This is a genomic window from Microbacterium sp. 20-116, assembly GCF_041079415.1.
Lineage (GTDB): Bacteria > Actinomycetota > Actinomycetes > Actinomycetales > Microbacteriaceae > Microbacterium.
This window is the reverse complement of the sequence record NZ_JBFYGP010000002.1, coordinates 134,321-152,000: the sequence shown is the minus strand read 5'-3', so window position 1 is coordinate 152,000 and position 17,680 is coordinate 134,321. Positions and strand designations below refer to the sequence as shown.

At 70.2% G+C, this 17,680-nt stretch carries 16 protein-coding genes; 7 read left to right on the top strand and 9 right to left on the bottom strand.

Annotation, left to right across the window (positions count from 1 at the left end):
• Positions 1 to 27: 27 nt before the first annotated feature.
• Complete coding sequence (locus tag AB6V29_RS04745; protein WP_369357307.1) at positions 28 to 825, bottom strand: LLM class F420-dependent oxidoreductase; 798 nt, start codon at positions 823 to 825, stop codon at positions 28 to 30.
• A gap of 94 nt (positions 826 to 919) precedes the next feature.
• On the opposite strand from AB6V29_RS04745, the gene AB6V29_RS04740 reads away from it, so the two are divergent.
• Together AB6V29_RS04740 and AB6V29_RS04735 are read left to right on the top strand one after the other, a co-directional pair.
• Complete coding sequence (locus AB6V29_RS04740) at positions 920 to 1,099, top strand: hypothetical protein (RefSeq protein ID WP_267788030.1); 180 nt, start codon at positions 920 to 922, stop codon at positions 1,097 to 1,099.
• A 16-nt stretch (positions 1,100 to 1,115) separates the two neighbouring features.
• Complete coding sequence (locus AB6V29_RS04735; RefSeq protein WP_369357306.1) at positions 1,116 to 2,117, top strand: o-succinylbenzoate synthase; 1,002 nt, start codon at positions 1,116 to 1,118, stop codon at positions 2,115 to 2,117.
• Here the strand turns inward: AB6V29_RS04735 and AB6V29_RS04730 are convergent.
• Positions 2,104 to 2,730 (bottom strand): TetR/AcrR family transcriptional regulator, encoded by a 627-nt coding sequence (locus AB6V29_RS04730; protein WP_210073135.1) that lies wholly within the window; start codon positions 2,728 to 2,730, stop codon positions 2,104 to 2,106. The genes AB6V29_RS04735 and AB6V29_RS04730 overlap by 14 nt on opposite strands.
• A 116-nt stretch (positions 2,731 to 2,846) precedes the next feature.
• Between AB6V29_RS04730 and AB6V29_RS04725 the strand changes: the two genes are divergently transcribed.
• The 3 genes from AB6V29_RS04725 to AB6V29_RS04715 all read left to right on the top strand — a co-directional run bounded on the left by AB6V29_RS04725 (position 2,847) and on the right by AB6V29_RS04715 (position 8,956).
• Positions 2,847 to 5,729 (top strand): MMPL family transporter, encoded by a 2,883-nt coding sequence (locus tag AB6V29_RS04725; RefSeq protein WP_369357305.1) that lies wholly within the window; start codon positions 2,847 to 2,849, stop codon positions 5,727 to 5,729.
• Positions 5,726 to 7,771 (top strand): YhgE/Pip domain-containing protein, encoded by a 2,046-nt coding sequence (locus tag AB6V29_RS04720; protein ID WP_369357304.1) that lies wholly within the window; start codon positions 5,726 to 5,728, stop codon positions 7,769 to 7,771. Before AB6V29_RS04725 ends, AB6V29_RS04720 begins: the two co-directional genes overlap by 4 nt.
• A 375-nt stretch (positions 7,772 to 8,146) precedes the next feature.
• A complete protein-coding gene (locus AB6V29_RS04715; protein WP_369357303.1) occupies positions 8,147 to 8,956 on the top strand; it encodes a hypothetical protein in 810 nt (269 codons plus the stop codon).
• 177 nt (positions 8,957 to 9,133) lie between these two features.
• On the opposite strand, the gene ccsB is transcribed toward AB6V29_RS04715, so the two are convergent.
• The 7 genes from ccsB to AB6V29_RS04680 form a co-directional block, all read right to left on the bottom strand.
• Positions 9,134 to 10,144, bottom strand: a complete 1,011-nt coding sequence (ccsB, locus tag AB6V29_RS04710) for a c-type cytochrome biogenesis protein CcsB (protein WP_267788039.1) — start codon at positions 10,142 to 10,144, stop codon at positions 9,134 to 9,136.
• A 4-nt stretch (positions 10,145 to 10,148) separates the two neighbouring features.
• Complete coding sequence (locus AB6V29_RS04705) at positions 10,149 to 11,864, bottom strand: cytochrome c biogenesis protein ResB (RefSeq protein ID WP_369357302.1); 1,716 nt, start codon at positions 11,862 to 11,864, stop codon at positions 10,149 to 10,151.
• On the bottom strand, positions 11,845 to 12,594 hold the full coding sequence (locus AB6V29_RS04700) for a cytochrome c biogenesis CcdA family protein (RefSeq protein WP_267788042.1): 750 nt from the start codon (positions 12,592 to 12,594) through the stop codon (positions 11,845 to 11,847). The genes AB6V29_RS04705 and AB6V29_RS04700 overlap by 20 nt, the downstream gene beginning before the upstream one ends.
• Entirely contained in the window at positions 12,591 to 13,196 is a 606-nt protein-coding gene (locus tag AB6V29_RS04695) for a TlpA family protein disulfide reductase (RefSeq protein ID WP_369357301.1), read from the bottom strand. The genes AB6V29_RS04700 and AB6V29_RS04695 overlap by 4 nt, the downstream gene beginning before the upstream one ends.
• A complete protein-coding gene (locus AB6V29_RS04690; RefSeq protein ID WP_369357300.1) occupies positions 13,196 to 13,840 on the bottom strand; it encodes a histidine phosphatase family protein in 645 nt (214 codons plus the stop codon). The genes AB6V29_RS04695 and AB6V29_RS04690 overlap by 1 nt, the downstream gene beginning before the upstream one ends.
• An 85-nt stretch (positions 13,841 to 13,925) precedes the next feature.
• The gene (locus tag AB6V29_RS04685) at positions 13,926 to 14,651 is read right to left on the bottom strand and encodes a DedA family protein (RefSeq protein ID WP_369357299.1); all 726 of its coding nucleotides are present in this window, start codon (positions 14,649 to 14,651) and stop codon (positions 13,926 to 13,928) included.
• 100 nt (positions 14,652 to 14,751) lie between these two features.
• Entirely contained in the window at positions 14,752 to 15,141 is a 390-nt protein-coding gene (locus AB6V29_RS04680) for a hypothetical protein (RefSeq protein WP_369357298.1), read from the bottom strand.
• A 59-nt stretch (positions 15,142 to 15,200) separates the two neighbouring features.
• On the opposite strand from AB6V29_RS04680, the gene aspS reads away from it, so the two are divergent.
• Both aspS and AB6V29_RS04670 read left to right on the top strand, forming a co-directional pair.
• Positions 15,201 to 16,538: an aspartate--tRNA(Asn) ligase gene (gene aspS, locus AB6V29_RS04675; protein WP_210073114.1), complete on the top strand. Its 1,338-nt coding sequence runs from the start codon at positions 15,201 to 15,203 to the stop codon at positions 16,536 to 16,538.
• 74 nt (positions 16,539 to 16,612) lie between these two features.
• Positions 16,613 to 17,677: an ATP-binding cassette domain-containing protein gene (locus tag AB6V29_RS04670; RefSeq protein WP_369357297.1), complete on the top strand. Its 1,065-nt coding sequence runs from the start codon at positions 16,613 to 16,615 to the stop codon at positions 17,675 to 17,677.
• Positions 17,678 to 17,680 lie beyond the last annotated feature (3 nt).

Genomic DNA, 17,680 nt, shown 5'->3' with positions numbered 1-17,680 from the left:
CCCGACATCGCCGGGGCGCCGTCGTCGTCACGCGTTCTTGCTGTCGCGCCAGCGCAGCCAGCGCTCGACGAGCGAGTAGTCCCAGTCCGGACCGCCGAAGCCGAGGGTGTACAGGCGCGTGCCGGCGTCGTAGAGGGCGTCGGCGACGTCTTCGTCGCGGTCCTTCAGCTCGTTCGAGACGACGAGGCCCGACAGGTCGCGCTGCTCGGCCTCGGCCCACTTCTCGATCACCCCGAACTTGTGCGGCAGCTCGTCGGGGGTGACGAAGCTGTGCCAGATGTCGGCGTGACGGGCGACGATGCGCAGGGTCTTCTGCTCGCCCTTGCCGCCGATCATGACGGGGATCTTGCGGGTGGGCGCCGGGTTGAGCTTGCCCCACCGCGCGACGACCCGGTCGAGGTCGGTCGCCAGGGCGTTGAGCCGCGAACCGGCGGTGCCGAAGTCGTAGCCGTACTCGTCGTAATCGCGCTGGAACCAGCCCGAGCCGGTGCCGAAGATGAAGCGACCCGTGTCGCCGCCCTTCTTGCTGATGTGGTCGACGGTGCGGGCCATGTCGGCCTGCAAGTCGGGGTTGCGGTAGCTGTTGCAGTTGACGAGCGCGCCGAACTCGACGCGCTCGGTCTGCTCGGCCCAGGCGGAGAGCATGGTCCACGACTCGAAGTGCTCGCCCTCGGGGTCACCGTAGAGGGGGTAGAAGTGGTCCCAATTGAACAGGACGTCGACGCCCATCTCTTCCAGGCGAAGGACGGCGTCGCGGATGTCGGAATACTGCACGTGCTGCGGCTGGATCTGCACGCCGAGCCGGACGGGGGTATCGAAGAGCATGGCGTCAGCCTATGCCCGTGTCCGTGCGCCGGGACGGGTGGACCGCGGGGTCGATCGCACGTAGCGTGGAGGGCTACCGACGATCGGAGTCACCATGACGAAGAACGTGTCAAAGCTCGCGCGGCTGCGCGACTACCTCTTCGGTCCGCGCCGCACGCACGAGCAGGCTGAGAACGCTCGGCAATCGCTCGATTCGCAGAAGGACCTGTCGTCCTACACGGTCGAGCGCCAGACGTCCTGGTTCGGCGGGTTCGGCGGCTTCGGACCGCGCTGAGCGGCAGGATGAGGGCATGAGCACCGTCGCCCTCCCCCCGCTCTCCGACATCCTCGCGTCGGCGCGCGTCGTCTCTCTTCCGCTCGCCGCCCGCTTCCGGGGGATCGACACGCGAGAGGCGCTCGTGTTCGAGGGGCCCGAGGGCTGGGCGGAGTTCTCGCCGTTCGTCGAGTACGCCGACGTCGAGGCCGCGACCTGGCTCGCCGGAGCCATCGACTTCGGGTGGCGTCCATCACCGCCCGCCGTGCGCGACCTCGTGGCCGTCAACGCCACCATGCCCGCTGTCGCGGCATCCGAGGTGCCGAGGATCCTCGCCCGCTACGACGGATGCCGCACGGTCAAGGTGAAGGTCGCCGAGGCGGGCCAAACGCTCGCCGACGACGTCGCGCGCGTACGAGCGGTCCGCGAGGCGATGGGCCCCGAGGGGCGCGTGCGCGTCGACGCCAACGGCGCGTGGAACGTCGACGAGGCCGAGCGCGCCATCCACGCACTGGCGGAATTCGATCTCGAGTACGTCGAGCAGCCGTGCGCCGAGGTCGACGAGCTGGCCGCGCTTCGCGAGCGGGTCGGCTACCTCGACATCCCGATCGCCGCCGACGAGAGCGTGCGCAAGGCCGCCGATCCTCTTCGGGTGGCCCGCGCGGGCGCCGCCGATCTGCTCGTCATCAAGGCCCAGCCTCTCGGCGGCGTGCACGCAGCTAGAGAAATCGTCGCGCACGCGGGGCTCCCGGCCGTCGTCTCCAGCGCGCTCGACACGTCGATCGGTCTGTCGATGGGCGTGGCTCTTGCGGCCTCGTTGCCCGACCTCGACTACGACTGCGGCCTCGGCACCGCCGCGCTGTTCACGGCCGACGTCGTGGCATCCCCTCTTGTTGCGCGCGACGGGGTGCTGTCGCTCGAGCGTCCCCGCCCGCGAAGCGCCGATCTCGACCGGGTGGAGGCGAGCGAGGAACGTCGCGACTGGTGGATGGATCGCCTGCGGCGCTGCTACGCGCTCGTCGAGGTCACTCGAGGATGAGTCGCACGATCTGCGCGAGCCTCTCCCCGAGCTGAGCGCGCGAGGCGGAGGGAGACGTCCCCGTCATGACGGCGGTCTCGGCCGTCGAGATCCATGCCGACAGCAGAAGCTCGGTCGCGGCGTCGGCCGGCAGCCGAAGGGTCAGTCCTCGCGCCTCGGCGATGTCGCGGACGAGTTGCGTGACGCTCTCGCACAGCGCGCCGTTCGACGAGAGATAGGCCGCGGCGAACTCCGGGTTGCGCAGCGCCTGCACGCGCGTCTCGGCGCCCAGCAGAACGTCGAGCCGGTCTTCTCCCGCGACCTCGAGCACCTCCTGCACGAGATGCAGGACCTCGCCCGCGGCATCCAGGCCCCGGTCCTCGATCGAGGTGACGCGCTCGCGCACGGCGGCGATCGTCGTCTCGGCGGAGCGCGCGCACAGGGCGAGGAAGAGCTCTTCTTTCGAGGCGAAGTTCGAGTAGAAGGCGCCGCGCGTGAAGCCGGCCCGGTCGCAGATCGCCTCCACCGAGGCTGCGTCGATGCCGACCTCGGCGAACATCTCGGCGGCGGCGTCCATGAGACGCGTGCGGGTGTTCTCGCGTCGTCGCGAGGGGGCGGGGGCGGTGTCGGTCATCCGCGTCTCCTGTTCTAGGTGGACGTCCAGCCGGGGTCCCACCCACGAGGTCTACGATACATTGATGTATCCGATACGGTGATGTATCGACTCGTTCACCGATCGTGGGAGCCGCCGTGTCGACATTCCTGTACACCCTGGGCCGCTGGTCGTTCCGCCACCCCTGGCGCGTGCTGACGGGCTGGTTGCTGATCCTCGTGATCGCGGGCGGCGGCGTCGCCGTGTTCGCCAAGGGCACCGACAACACCTTCTCGATCCCGGGAACCGAGTCGCAGGCCGGTCTCGAGATGCTCGGGCGCACCTTCCCCCAGGTCAGCGGGGCGAGCGCCCAGATCATCGTCGTCTCGGCCGACGGCACGAGCGTGCGCGATAAGAACTATCAGGATGCCGTTCAGAAGGCGTCGACCGATATCGGTCGACTCGACTTCGTCGAAGCCGTCACCGACCCCTACGACGCACGCATCTCGGGCGGGATCTCCGACGACGGCCGAGCCGCGATCGTCCGAATCCAGTTCGCCGGCGAATCGACCGAGGTGCCCGCCGCCACCAAGGACGCCCTGCGGGACGCGACCACCGCCCTGGGGCAGGAGCTCCCCTCGGGGTCGCAGGCGATCCTGGGTGGCCAGCTCTTCGCCACCGAGATCCCCGGCGCCTCGCTGACCGAGGCACTCGGCGTACTGATCGCCGCGCTCGTGCTCATGGTGACGTTCCGCTCGTTCCTGGTGGCCGGGATGCCGTTGGCCACCGCGATCCTCGGCGTCGCGCTGTCGATCGGCCTCATCTTCATCGCGACCGGGTTCGCGACCGTGTCGTCGACCACCCCGCTGCTGGCGGTCATGCTGGGCCTGGCGGTCGGCATCGACTACGCCCTGTTCATCGTGTCGCGACATCAGGACCAGACCCGCGCGGGGATGGACCCCGAGGAGTCGACCGCCCGCGCCGTCGGCACCGCGGGGTCGGCCGTCGTGTTCGCCGGCATCACGGTGCTCATCGCGCTCATCGGGCTGAGCTTCGCCGGCATCCCGTTCCTGACGACCATGGGCATCGCGGCCTCCGTCGCCGTGGCGATCGCGGTGTGCGTGGGCCTGACGCTCACCCCCGCGTTCCTCGGGTTCGCCGGACACCGCGTCGTGGGTTGGGGGTACAGCCGGTCGAAGGCCGCGCGCCTCCGACGCGGCATGTCGCCCCCGCAGGAAGCCGACGCCGACGCGGAGCGCGAGAGGGAGACCACCGCGGCAGCTTCGCGCGCCGGACGGACAGGCCCCGCCCAGCGCTGGGTGGGGCTGGTGACGCGGCATCCGGTCGTCACCACCGTCGCGGTGATCGGCCTGCTCGGTGTGACCGCGATCCCCGCGGCCTCGCTCGCCCTCACCCTGCCCAACGCCGGTCAACTACCCCAGGGCGACGAGGCGCGCGTGGCGTACGAGCTGACCGACGAGTACTTCGGCCCCGGCGCCAACGGCCCGCTCATCATGACCGGCACGATCGTCACCTCGAACGACCCGCTGAATCTCATGACGAGCATCGGTGAGGAGATCGCGAAGATCCCGGGGGTCGCCAAGGTGGCCCTGGCCACCCCCAACGCGACGGCCGACACCGGCATCGTGCAGATCGTGCCCGAGACGGCCCCCGACGACCCGCGCACCGCCGACCTCGTGCGCGAGCTCCGCGCCGCCGAACCGCGCCTGTACGACCAGTTCGGCGTGCACCTGCTCGTCACCGGCTACACCGCCGTCACGATCGACATCTCCGACCAGCTGGGCGCCGCCCTGCTGCCTTTCGGTCTGTTCGTGGTGGGGCTGTCGCTCGTGCTGCTGATGATCGTGTTCCGCTCGGTCTGGGTGCCGCTCACGGCCGCCGGCGGCTATCTGCTGTCCGTCGCCGCGTCGTTCGGCGTCGTGGCCGCGGTGTTCGAGTGGGGCTGGTTCGCCGACGCTCTGCACGTGGCCAAGGTCGGACCGATCATCAGCTTCATGCCCATCGTCGTCATGGGCGTGCTGTTCGGGCTCGCGATGGACTACCAGGTGTTCCTCGTCTCGCGCATGCGCGAGGACTACGTGCACGCCGACCGCGAAGGCCGCACGCCGCGCGAGATCGCCCTCGGAGCCGTCCGCAGCGGGTTCTCGGCATCCGCCCGCGTGGTCGTCGCCGCCGCCGTCATCATGTTCGCCGTCTTCGTCGCCTTCGTACCCGAGGGGGACTCGAGCCTCAAGCCGATCGCCCTGGGCCTGGCCGTGGGCGTCGCGGTGGACGCATTCCTGGTGCGCATGACACTGGTGCCGGCGATCCTCGCGCTGCTGGGCGCGAAAGCGTGGTGGATGCCCCGTTGGCTCGACCGGTTGCTGCCGAAGCTCGACGTCGAAGGCGAAGCGGTCGAACGCGAGGTGCGCCTGGCCGACTGGCCGAGCGAGCCCTCGATCGCGATCGCCGCCGACGACCTGCGCACGGTCGGATCCACGGATGCCGAGGAGCCGGTCTTCTCGGACCTGTCGCTGCGACTGCCCTACGGCGAAACCCTGCTCGTGACCGGTGAGACCCGCACGACGCGAGCCCTGCTGCTCGCCCTGTCGGGACGGATGTCGCAGATCGATGGACGCCTGCGCGTCGACGGACTCCTCGTACCCGAGCGCGCCGGGGCCGTGCGCTCGCGCGTCGGCGTCGCCCTGCTGGACGACCCCACCGAAGCCGCGGCCGACATCGCCCGAGCCGCCTCGCGCGGCACGCGGGTCGTGCTGGTGTCGGACATCGACCGCCTCGACGACGATGCCCGGGAAGACGTGGCCCAGGTGCTTCGCCGAGCCGCAACCGATGCGCGCGAGCGCAGCGACGACGCCTCGTCGCCCTTCACGCTCATCGTGTCGGCCCGCGACGAACGCCTGGCTCTCGCCCTGCTCGCCCAAGCGCAGCGCCCCGACGTCACGACCCTCGCCCTGCCGACCCCGCGTCGCCACCGCCCCGAACCCGAAACCTTCGCCGATCTCTCCGAGGTGTTCGCATGACTCTCCCCGTCGAGCGCTCCCGTTCGCGCCGCCCCGTCACCTGGCTCACGCTCATCGGTGTGCTGCTGCTGCCCGCCGTCATCGGCGGCATCCTCGTCGGCGCGCTGTACAAGCCCACCGACCGCCTCGAGAACATCACGGCCGCGATCGTCAACGACGACAAGGCCGTGGAACTCAACGGTCAGCTCGTCCCTCTCGGGCGACAGCTGACCGGTGGCCTCGTCAAGGGAGCCGATGACCAGCCGAGCAACATCGACTGGGTCATCTCGAACGACGAAGACGCCGCGGCCGGCCTCAAGGACGGCACGTACACCGCCGTCGTCACGATCCCCGAGAACTTCACGGCCGCCTCGCTCTCCACCCGACCGGGCGAGACGCCCGAGAAGGCCACGATCGGTGTGCAGACGGCACCCAACGCGCGCGTCGTCGACGGCGCGATCACCGGAGCGCTGGCATCCACCGCCTCCGACGTCTACGGCAGCACGCTGTCGTCGCAGTACCTGAAGAACGTCTTCCTCGGGTTCACCACCCTGAGCGACCAGCTCGGCACGGCCGCGAGCGGCGCCCACCAGCTCGCCGACGGGGCCTCTCGAGCGGCCGACGGCGCCGGGAGCCTCCGCGACGGGCTGGGGCAGCTCTCCACCGGCGCAACCGGTCTGTCCGACGGCGCCGCGAAGCTCGCCGCGGGAGCCGGTCCTCTCGCCAGCGGCGCAGACCAGCTCTCGAGCGGCGCGGAAGCACTGGCCGGGGGAACGCGCTCGGCGGCGGCAGGGGTCACGAAGCTCGCCGACGGCAACGCCGAACTGGCGAAGCAGATCGGCGCCCTCGCCGCGCAGATCCCGCCGAGCTTCGCCCAGAACGCGCAACAGCTGGCGAACGCGGCGCCGCAGATCAGCTCCGCTCTCACCGACGCCGCGGCCGCCCTCCAGAAAGCGGCCGACGACTGCACCGGCACCCCCGAGCAGTGCGCGGCTCTGCGCACGGCATCCGACAACGCCAACGCGGCCCTGCCGAAGGCGAAACAGGCGGTGACGCAGATCGGCGACCTCTCGGCGGGGGCCTCCAAACTCCCCGCCGGTTTCAGCGCCCTCGCCGAGGCGAACCAGAAGCTCGCCGATGGCGGCTACGACGCCGCGAAGGGCATCACCACCATCGCCGGCGGCATGGACGGCATCGCCGGCGGAGCCACGAAGCTCGCCGACGGCGCCCGCCAGTTCGGCACGGGAGCCTCGGCCCTGGCCTCGGGCGCCGGGCAGGTGGCATCCGGAGCCTCCGACGCACAGACCGGAGCCGCCCAGCTCGCGGACGGCGTCAACCAGGTCGCGACGGGCACGACGTCGCTCGCTGACGGTCTGGACGCCGCGGTGTCGAAGCTGCCCACCTACACCGACGCGCAGGCCACGAACCTCGCCGACGTCGTCGCCGACCCCGTCTCGGCAACGGGAAGCAGCAACTCGCTGTTCGGTGTCGCGGCGGTGCCGCTGCTGGCGATGGCCGTGCTGTGGTTCGGCGCTCTCGCTTCGTTCGTGGTGTTCCAGGCGGTCTCGGCCCGCGCCCTCACCAGCCGTCGCCCCTCGGCGCTCGTCGCGCTGCGCGGGTTCACCCCCGCCGCGATCGTCGGAGCCGTGCAGGGACTGCTGGTCGCGGGCGTGGTGCAGGTCGCCTCGGACTACGACTGGGGCGACTGGGCCCGGTTCGCGGTGATCTGCATCGTCGCCGGCGTGGCCTTCGCGGCCGTCAACCAGGCGCTGGTCGCGCTGTTCGGTGGCGCGGGGCGCTGGGTCGCGGCGATCGTCGGAGCGCTGGCTCTGGCGACCAGCATCGTCTCGACGGTGCCGCCGGTGCTCGCGGCCTTCGCCACGCTGTTGCCGACCTCCCCCGCCTACAACGCGATGCTCGGCGCCCTCTCGGCCGTCGGTGGCGTGGGAGCGGGGGCCGCGGGTCTGGTGGTCTGGGCGGTGCTGGCGCTGGTGGTGACGACGCTGGTGGTGGTGCGTCGCCGCACGGTGTCGGCGCGAGCCGCGGTCGCGACCGCGGGCTGACCGGCCCGGGTCCCGCTCCCGCTCCCGCTCCCGCTCCCGCTCCCGCTCCCGCTCCCGCTCCCGCTCCCGCTCCCGCTCCCGCTCCCGCCTGTTGAGTGTTGAGTGTCCAAAACACCCGGACGAATCTCAAAACCGTCCGGGTGTTTTGGACACTCAACAGGCGGGCATGAGCGTCGACGGCCGCGCGTGGCGACTCCTCCCCGGCACCCGCGTTCTTGGAACCGTCCACAATCGGGCCGGTGAGGCACGCGGGCCCACGCCGCCACGCGCTGAAGTGGGTGCATGCGACGCCGACCACTCCCCGTAGAACTCGGGACGTCCTTCACCGTGCGCGAGGCTAAACGGCTCGGGGTTCCGCGCGATCGTCTGACAGCGATGGACCTCAGCGCACCGTTCCATGGGACGCGCACCTCGATGGATCTCGCCACCACCGTCGACCGATGCCGCGCTTACGAGCCCAGGCTCACCGGGGCGCAGTTCTTCAGCCATCAAACCGCGGCGCTGCTGTGGGGCGTGCCGCTGCCCGGCCCCGCGCCGGAACACCTGCACGTATCGGCGATCGCGCCCGGGCGGGAGCCCCGCACGCGAGGCATCATCGGGCACCGACTCGAGATGTCGCCCGACCTCCTGACGCTGCGCCACGGCCTTCCCGTCGGGAATCCCGCCGAAACGTGGGCGCAACTCGCCCCTTCCCTCGGGGAGGACCACCTCGTCGCCGCGGGCGATGCGCTCCTGACGGCCGGTCTCGCTGATCACGCAGACCTGGTCGAGGCCGCCGAGCGCCCGCGCCGCCGGGGTGTGAAGGCGCTGGCAGCGGCAGTACCGTTCCTTCGTGCGGGAGCCGAGTCACCTCGCGAATCAGCCGTCCGTCTTGTGATCGTGCGCGCGGGCCTGCCGGAGCCCGAGCTGAACTGGGTGCTCCGCGACGCAGCGGGGCGCTTCGTCGCCCGCCTCGACATGGCCTACCCCGCCTACCGTGTCGCGGTGGAGTATGACGGGCGCCAGCATGCCGACCTGACGCAGTTCCGACGGGATGCCGACCGGTGGCCGGCCATCGCCGGACAGGGCTGGATCCTCATCCGCGTGCTCGACCACCACCTTCGCGAACCCTACGCCCGTGTCGTCGACCCGACGCGACGAGCTCTGATATCGCGAGGCTGGCCGGGCTCCGTCGCGCCCTCATGACCACCCGCCGCCCACATGGTGCGTGCAGCCGCGCAAACGCACGTTGAGTGTCCAAAACACGCGGACGGATTCGAAAATCGTCCGGGTGTTTTGGACACTCAACAGGGGGACGGGCACGGCGCGCGCCCGAGCGCTGCGCGGTGCCCAGCGGGCGCCCGCGCGGCGCGCGCGCCCGCGTCAGGTCGTCAGGCCGCTGTAGGCGTGCAGACCCTTGAAGAAGACGTTGACGATCGTGAAGTTGAACAGCACCGCGGTGAAACCGATGATCGACAGCCAGGCCGAGCGGGTGCCGCGCCACCCGCGGGTGGCGCGGGCGTGGATGTATCCGGCGTACAGCACCCAGATGACGAAGGTCCAGACTTCCTTCGTGTCGAAGCCCCAGAACCGGCCCCACGCGTCATTGGCCCAAATGGAGCCGGCGATCAGGGTGAAGGTCCAGAAGATGAACCCGACGATCGCGAAACGGTAGGCCAGCGACTCGAGCGCATCGGCGTTCGGAACCGTGCGCAGGAAGCTGCGCTTCGTCTCGGCATCCGCGGGGGCTTCGGCGAGCTTGCGCTCACGCCGCGTCTGGATGAGCTGGACGACCGACAAGCCGAACGCCAGAGCGAACAACGCCGTCGCCAAGCTCGCGACGAACACGTGCACGACGAGCCAGACCGACTTGAGCGGGTCGGCCAGGGGCACGACCTCGACGTGGAAGGCGAGGGTCGCCCCGCCCAGCAGCAGCACCGCGAGGCCGGTCATGAGCGAGCCCAGGAAGCGCAGGTCGTACCGGGTCAGCACAGCCAGGTACACCGCGATGATCAGCAGCAGACCGGTCAGGGCGAACTCGTACATGTTTGACCACGGCACGCGTCCGGCGGCGACACCGCGCAACACCGTCGCGACGAGGTGGAAGACGAAGCCGAGCGCCGTGAGCACGGTTCCGAGGCGAGCCCAGAGGTACCGGGGCTGGCCGGAGGAGGTCCCGGATGCCGTTGAACCGGCGGATCCGCCGATCACTCCCCCGCCGCCCGCGGTGACGAGCTCGCGCGCGACGACCTCGTCTTTCGCCTTCAGCGCGAGGTCGGAGCGACGCGCGAGGTCGATGGCGTAGGCGAAGAACGCCAGCACGTAGATGGCGACCGCCGTCCACACCAGGAGGAGGGAGATCTCGTCGAGGAGAAGCGGGTCGGTTCCGGGCATGGTGTCAGTCTACTTTTCCGGTGTCGGGGTGGCTCTGGGTGGGAAGGGTCGCGCCGTGCTTGTCGGCGAGCTGGTCGACGGCGGCCGCGAGGGTCGGGTCTTCACCGCGGGCGAGGCCGGCGTACTCAATCTCGACGACGCCATCGCGCGGGGTCGCCTTGACCCACATGCGTCGGCGCGGCACGAAGAGTGCGGCGAGCAGACCGAACAGGGCCAGCAGCGCGAAGCCCAGCACCCAGGGGCCGGCGAGATCGCGGTGGATCGACAGCGAGGCGAAGCGTTTCACCGACTGCTCGTAGCCCACGGCTCCCGCCGGAGCCTCGTTCTCGAAGGTGATCGTGCCGAGGCCGTTGGGAAGGTCCTCGGTCTGGCCCGGCATGAGCTGGATCGCCGGGTTACCGCTGTCGCCGCCGGCGATCTGGGTCATGCCGGAGGGGTCGAGCGTGTACACCGACCGGGGCGTGCCGTCGTCGATGCCGAGGTCACCCTCGTACACGCGCAATGTGAGCGTCGGGTACTCGAGCGCACCGTATGTCGAGGTCAGGGCCCCCGAATCCAGCACGTCCATCGTCGGGTAGAAGAAGCCGAGCAGACCGAGCTGCTGCGGAAGCCCATCGGCCACTTTGATCACGCCGAGCGAGGTCATGTTGGCATCCTGAGGCAGGAAGGCGACCGAGTCGTGGAACACCTCTTCGCCCTGGGCGTTGCGGATGGTGACGGTCGGGGCATAGCCGTTGCCGAGGAGGTACACGCGATCGCCCTGCACGTCGAGGGGGTGGTTGACCCGCACTTCGCCGTCTTGTGCGTCGCCGCCGGGAGCCTGGGTCGTCACGTGCGCGACGAAGTTGCCGGCCTGCCCCGAACCGGGCTGCCCGGGCGGGACGTAGGTGACGTCGAACTTGTCGAGGGTCATCGAGTACGGCGTGAGGGTGTCGCCGCCGACGAAGCGACCGGGATTGAAGGAGGAGTAGTCGAGCAGGCTGTTGCTGAACGCCTGTCCTTCCACGAGCACGCGCTGACCGGTGTAGGTGAAGCCGCCGCCGACCCCCACGGCGATGAGGACGCCCACGAGCGCGCCGTGGAACAGCAGATTTCCGGTCTCGCGCAGGTAGCCGCGCTCCGCCGACACCGAGAAACTGCCCCGCGAGTCGTAGCGGGCCACGCGATAGCCGCTCTTGCGCAGCTGTGCGGCCGCACTGTCCACGGCGGCCGCGGCCGCGGCATCCGCGTCGCCCTCCACCTCGATCGTGCGAGTGCGGTGGTCGTCCAGCCGCGACAGTCGCGCGGGGGTGCGGGGAGGCTGTGAGCGCAGGGCCTTCCAGTGATGCTTCGTCCGCGGCAGCACGCACCCGATGAGCGAGATGAACAGCAGCAGGTAGATGGCCGAGAACCACGGCGAGCTGTAGACGTCGAACAGGCTGAGCTTGTCGAGCACCGGTGCGAGGTCGGGATTGTCGGTGAAGTACTGCGTGACGCCGTTCGGGTCGGCGGTGCGCTGCGGCACGAGAGAGCCCGGAACGGCCGCGATCGCGAGCAGCAGCAGCAGCACGAGGGCGGTGCGCATCGACGTCAGCTGGCGCCACCCCCAGCGCAGCCACCCGACGACCCCGAGGCGCGGCTGGGTGACCTCGTCGGCCGTCGAGTCGGCGTAGTCGGAGGGGCGCAGCGGGTCGGTCACGGTGTCACCTCGGTCGGAACGATCAGAGCGGGAGCTGGACATTGCCGATCACCCCCTGCAGGGTCGACATCCACTGGCCCCAGAACCCGGTCACCATGAGCAGTCCGAGCACGATCAGAAGCGCTCCGCCGATGAGGTTCACGACACGGATGTGCGTGCGAACGAACGCCACCGACTTCGTCGCCCACCCGAATCCGAGGGCGAGGAGCACGAAAGGGATGCCGAGACCCAGCGAGTACGCCAGCCCCAGGAGCGCGGCGCGGCCGGGGTCTCCCAGGTTGTACGACACCGACAGGATCGCCGTGAGCGTCGGGCCGATGCAGGGCGTCCAGCCGATGCCGAGGGCGATGCCCAGCAGCGGGGCACCGATGAGGCCGAGGTTGCCACGGGACTGCATCCGCACCGAGCGCTGCGCGAGGCCGAAGAGACCGATGAAGACCAGTCCCATGATGATGATGACGACACCCATGACGCGGGTGATGAGGTCGGCGTACTCGATGAAGAAGCGGCCGAGCGCTCCGCCGAGGACGTTGATCGCCATGAACACCAGGGTGAACCCGGCGATGAACAGGAGGGTCCCGCCGAGCAGGCGGCCTTTGCCGGAGGCGGATGCCGAACCCCCGCGCGGTGCGACGGCACCGCCGATATAGCCGAGGTATCCCGGCACGAGCGGCAGGACGCAGGGCGAGAGGAACGAGATGAGGCCGGCGGCGAGAGCGATGGGAACGGCGATCCACAGCGCCCCGTCGAAGACGAGGGCGCCCGGGTTCACGCGTTCTCCGCGACCAGCGTGCGCACGATCGACTCGAGGATCGAGGCCTCGGGCAGCTCGCCGACGATGCGGGCGGCGACACGACCCTGCTTGTCGAGCACGAGGGTCGTGGGGGTGGCGTTCAGCGGCGTCGCACCGGTGAACGCGAGCTTGAGCTGGGCGTCGCCGACGGCCATGGCGCTGGAGTACGACACCCCGTGGTCGCGCGCGAACGACAGGGCGGTGGCCGGCTGGTCGTAGGTGTTGATGCCGAGGAAGGCCACGTCCTGCCCCTGGAAGCTCTGGTAGGCCTGCTCAAGGCGCGGGGCCTCGATGATGCACGGACCGCACGTGGCGTACCAGAAGTTGACGACGAGCACCTTGCCGGCGAAGTCGGCGCTCGAGACGGCGGAGCCGTTGTCGAGGGTGCCGGCGAACTCCACGGGCTCCGTGCGGTTCTCCGGAGCGATCTCATCGGTCTGGAAGCCGTTGGCCGCGATGTAGCCCTTGTTGTCGCCCGCGCGGTACTGCGCGGCGAGCGGGTCTTCCGAGCACGCGGACAGACCCACGACGAGGGCGGCCGCAGCGGCGATCGACGCCGCGGCGGTGAGGATTCTGCGCATCAGACGGCTCCTACATCGACGGCTCCGGCGGTGCTCGCCGGCTCGGCGTACGCCACCTCGACCCAGCGCGGCGAGCCGTCAGCGCCGTCTCGCCGCTCGAAGCTCGTCACGCTCGACAGCGCGCAGCGGCGCTTGCGGGGGTCGTGGCGGGTGGGTTGGTGGGACAGGGCGAGGTGCGTCACCCAGATGGGGAGTTGGTGCGACACGACGACGACGTCGCCCGAGGGAACGCGATTCCAGGCGTCCGTCATCGCGGCGGTCATGCGAGCCACGATGCGCTCGTACGGCTCGCCCCAGCTGGGAACGGCGGGGCGGCTCAGGTGCCGCCAGTTGAGCGGATTCGCCAAGGCCTGTTTCATGCGCCGACCCTCGAAGACATTGGTCGGCTCGATGACCCGGTCGTCGATGTAGGGCTCGATGCCGAACAGCTCTTCGAAGGGCTCGGCCGACTCCCGCGTGCGCTGGAGCGGCGAGACCACGAGGGCGTCGACCGGGCGTTCGAGGCCCTTCACGTACTCGGCCGCCTGGCGCGCCATCCGGCGCCCGTCGACGCTCAGGCCGAATCCGGGAAGCCGACCGTAGAGCACGCGACGGGGGTTGTGGACCTCTCCGTGGCGCACGAGATGAAGGCGGTCGGCGGGCACATCGCCAGTCTACGGGCGGGTTCTGTGGTCTGACTGAGTCCGGATGCCGGTTGCTTCGACGTGGAGATACCCCGTGGTCAGCCCCTCAGGCGTCGCGTCGCGCGGATGCGGCCTCGTCTCGGCCGCCCGCGCGCTGCGAGGCGAGCAGTGAGCGCACGCGCGAGAAGACGAACCACGCGACGCCGATCGCGACGGCGGCGATGACCACGTACTGAAGGATCGAGGCGTACTCCTCGACGATGTGCCAGTTCTCGCCCAGCAGGAAACCCGAGAGCACGAAGATCGTGTTCCAGATGAGGCTGCCCGCACCGGTGAGCAGGCCGAAGCGCCACAGCGGCATCTTCGCCACCCCGGCGGGGATCGAGATGAGGCTCCGGAAGATCGGAATCATCCGCCCGAAGAACACCGCCTTGCCCCCGTGCCGCTCGAACCACGCGATCGTGCGGTCGACGTCTTCGGGGTGCAGGAGCGGCATCTTCGCGGCGAACGCGCGCAGTCGTGCCGCGCCGAGCCAGCGACCCAGGCCGTAGAGCATGAACGCACCGACGACCGAGCCGACCGTCGTCCACAGCAGCGCCTCGAACAGCGTGAAGGAGCCGCGGCTGGCGGTGAGCCCCGCCATCGGCAGCACGACCTCGCTGGGCAGCGGGGGGAAGAGGTTCTCGAGGGCGATGGCGACACCGGCGCCGACGGGGCCGATGATCTCCATGAGCGAGACGGTCCAGTCCGCGAGCGACGTCAGCCAGGACTGTTCGCCCCCGGAGCCGGAAGTCGACCGCATCGGGGCGAGAGAGAGGGTGGTGTCGGTCATCGGGTGCCTTCGCGCTCGGTGATCGGCCGCCCGGTGCGGACGCCCGCTCCCAGGGTAGGTCGCGTGTGCCCGCGCTACCTGGGGGTTGCCCCCGAGCGGATCAGGATGCCGAGACCCCGGCGCCCACGAGGGCTGCGGCGACGAACCAGACCGCGACGACGGCGACGACGGTGACCAGCGGCACCCAGAACGCGAGGCGACGACGAACGAGTCGCACGATCGCGACGATCACCCCGATCACGAGGACGACCCAGGGCGAGATGACCGCCGTCCAGAAGCCGATGTTCATCAGCCCGGTGTTGCAGGTCGTCGAGCCGCAGGCGTCGGACGCGAACGCCAGGAGCACCCCGGCGTACGAGGCGGCGAGCGCCAGAAGCGGCAGCAGCACGAGCGGCACGATCGTGAGGGCGACGTCCCACCCCCGTGAGGTGCGCGCCGCCGGTTCCGGCCGAAGCGTACGGAACGACTCGGGCGGCATCGAGAAGGTCACGCCCCCATCGTAGGTTTGCGCCGGGTCGGGTGAGGACCACGCACGTAGACTGGTCGATCGTGAGCGAACGCGTCCTGGTCAACCAGCTGAAATCCCTCCCCGCCGGCCCCGTCGAGGTGTCGGGATGGGTCGAAACCGTGCGCGACCAGAAGAAGGTGCAGTTCGTCGTCCTGCGCGACGAGACCGGCGCCGTGCAGTTGGTCAACCCGGCGACGCGTCCCTCCGAAGAGACGGAGCAGGATGCCGCCGCCCTCGCCTTGACCGAGACGATCGGGGCCCTCGCGACCGGCACGTTCCTGACCGTGCGTGGCGAGCTCAAGCACGACGAGCGCGTCAAGCTCGGCGGCGTCGAGATCAAGGTCGGCGAGCTCGAGATCGCGGCCGCCGCAAACCCCGAGACCCCGATCGCCGCCGACAGCAGCCCCGACAAGCGGATGGACTGGCGCTTCATCGACCTGCGTCAGCGCCGCAACAACCTCATCTTCCGCGTGCAGACGACCCTCGAGCACGCCATGCGCACGTACTGGGTGGAGCGCGACTACATCGAGGTGCACTCCCCCAAGCTCATGGCATCCCCCTCGGAGTCCAACGCCGAGCTGTTCGAGGTGCCCTACTTCGAGGACAAGACGGCCTACCTCGCGCAGAGCCCGCAGTTCTTCAAGCAGATGGCCCAGGTCGCCGGCTTCGGCAAGATCTTCGAGATCGCGCCCGCCTTCCGCGCCGACCCCTCGTTCACCAGCCGTCACGCGACCGAGTTCACCTCCATCGACGCCGAGATCAGCTGGATCGACTCCCACGAGGACGTCGCCCGGATGCAGGAGGAGCTCCTGCACACGGCGTTCCAGGCCGTGGCCGACAAGCACGGCGACGAGATCCGCGAGCTGTTCGGCGTCGAGGTCGAGGTGCCCGCCGTGCCGTTCCCGCGCATCCCGCTGGCAGAGGCCCGCGAGATCGTCGCCGCCCGCGGCTACGACATCCCCCGCACCGACGGCGACCTCGACCCCGAGGGCGAGCGGCAGATCGCCGCGCACGTGCGCGAGACCTTCGGCCACCCGTTCGTGTTCATCACCGACTACCACCCCGAGATCCGCGCCTTCTACCACATGCGCGACGAAGAGACCGGTCTCACCAAGTCGTACGACCTGCTGTTCAACGGCGTCGAGATCACGACCGGCGCGCAGCGCGAGCACCGCGTCGACGTGCTGATCGAGCAGGCGAAAGAGAAGGGTCTCGACCCCGAGCACCTCGACTTCTACCTCGACTTCTTCCGCTTCGGCGCCCCGCCGCACGGTGGCTTCGGCATGGGCCTCGCGCGCATCCTGATGCTGATGCTCGGCGAGTCGTCGATCCGCGAGGTCACCTTCCTCTTCCGCGGACCCACCCGCCTCGCTCCGTAAAGGTTCGAGTGGACGACGCCCGGGGTTCACCCCCCGGGCGTTCGTGCGTCACGCGCTCTCTTTAGCGTGAGCAAATGGTCGCCGTCACCCCCGTGGATCCGACACCCGTCGGGGAGTCGCCGGGCTCGGGGTGGTCCATCTCGCTCCGGGGCGTGCACCGCGAACGCGCCGGAGTGCCGGTCCTCCGCGGCATCGATCTCGATGTCGCCCCCGGCACGATCGTCGCCGTCGTCGGGCCGTCGGGCTGCGGCGCCTCGACCCTGCTGCGCGTCGTGAGCGGCACGCAACGACCGGATGCCGGCACGGTGACGGTCGAGGGACGCTCGGGGGCTGCAGCGCCGCGCATCCCGGAGGTTCGCGACCGCACGCCCGTCGCGCGGTTCGGACGCGTCCGTGCGGCGATCGTCGCAGCGGCTCGGCACGCCGGCGATGACGACCCCGAGAAGGAGACCGATCGACTCCTCGACCTCCTGGGCCTCGGCTCCGCCGACAAGAGCGTGCACCGCCTCTCGCTCGGTGATCGGCAACGCTGGGCGCTGGCGCGCACGCTGGCCGGGCGACCCCGGGCCCTCCTCCTCGACGACGCGCTCGCGGCGCTGCACACGACCGCGCGCGCCGAGATGCGGGACCGGCTGCTCCGCGAACTCCGCGACCGAGGTGTCACGACCCTCTGGGCGACGCGAGACACCGCCGAGGCCGCGGCCGTCGCCGACCATCTCGTCGTCATGGACCGAGGCCGCATCGCGGCCGCGGGCGGTCCCGACGAGGTCTATGCGCGCATCGCGGATGCCGCGGTAGCCGAGGTCCTCGGACCGGTGAGCGCGGTCCCGGGGATCGTCGAAGGTCTGACCGTCGAGGTGTGGGGCCAGGAGCTCCCGCTCGCGGAGTCCGCGCACGACGGTCACTGCGAGGTCGTCGTGCGCCCCGAGAACGTCCTGCTGGTCGGAGCGGATTCGCCCGGGGTAGATGGAGTGGTCGAGGACTCGACCTTCCTCGGCAGCGTCCGCCGTTCGACGATTCTCACCAGCGATGGAAGCCGCGTCGTCGTCGAGCACGCTCCGGGACGACGACTCGAGGACCGGGACGCGGTACGCCTCGCGCTCGCGATCGTGCCGGCGACCGTTCGCCCGATCGGCTGACCG

Bases quoted from the DNA above. Each gene is read 5' to 3' on its own strand.
- AB6V29_RS04745 (WP_369357307.1), bottom strand. From the start codon at position 825: ATGCTCTTCGATACCCCCGTCCGGCTCGGCGTGCAGATCCAGCCGCAG.
- AB6V29_RS04740 (WP_267788030.1), top strand. From the start codon at position 920: ATGACGAAGAACGTGTCAAAGCTCGCGCGGCTGCGCGACTACCTCTTC.
- AB6V29_RS04735 (WP_369357306.1), top strand. From the start codon at position 1,116: ATGAGCACCGTCGCCCTCCCCCCGCTCTCCGACATCCTCGCGTCGGCG.
- AB6V29_RS04730 (WP_210073135.1), bottom strand. From the start codon at position 2,730: ATGACCGACACCGCCCCCGCCCCCTCGCGACGACGCGAGAACACCCGC.
- AB6V29_RS04720 (WP_369357304.1), top strand. From the start codon at position 5,726: ATGACTCTCCCCGTCGAGCGCTCCCGTTCGCGCCGCCCCGTCACCTGG.
- AB6V29_RS04715 (WP_369357303.1), top strand. From the start codon at position 8,147: ATGGACCTCAGCGCACCGTTCCATGGGACGCGCACCTCGATGGATCTC.
- ccsB (WP_267788039.1), bottom strand. From the start codon at position 10,144: ATGCCCGGAACCGACCCGCTTCTCCTCGACGAGATCTCCCTCCTCCTG.
- AB6V29_RS04705 (WP_369357302.1), bottom strand. From the start codon at position 11,864: ATGTCCAGCTCCCGCTCTGATCGTTCCGACCGAGGTGACACCGTGACC.
- AB6V29_RS04695 (WP_369357301.1), bottom strand. From the start codon at position 13,196: ATGCGCAGAATCCTCACCGCCGCGGCGTCGATCGCCGCTGCGGCCGCC.
- AB6V29_RS04685 (WP_369357299.1), bottom strand. From the start codon at position 14,651: ATGACCGACACCACCCTCTCTCTCGCCCCGATGCGGTCGACTTCCGGC.
- AB6V29_RS04670 (WP_369357297.1), top strand. From the start codon at position 16,613: ATGGTCGCCGTCACCCCCGTGGATCCGACACCCGTCGGGGAGTCGCCG.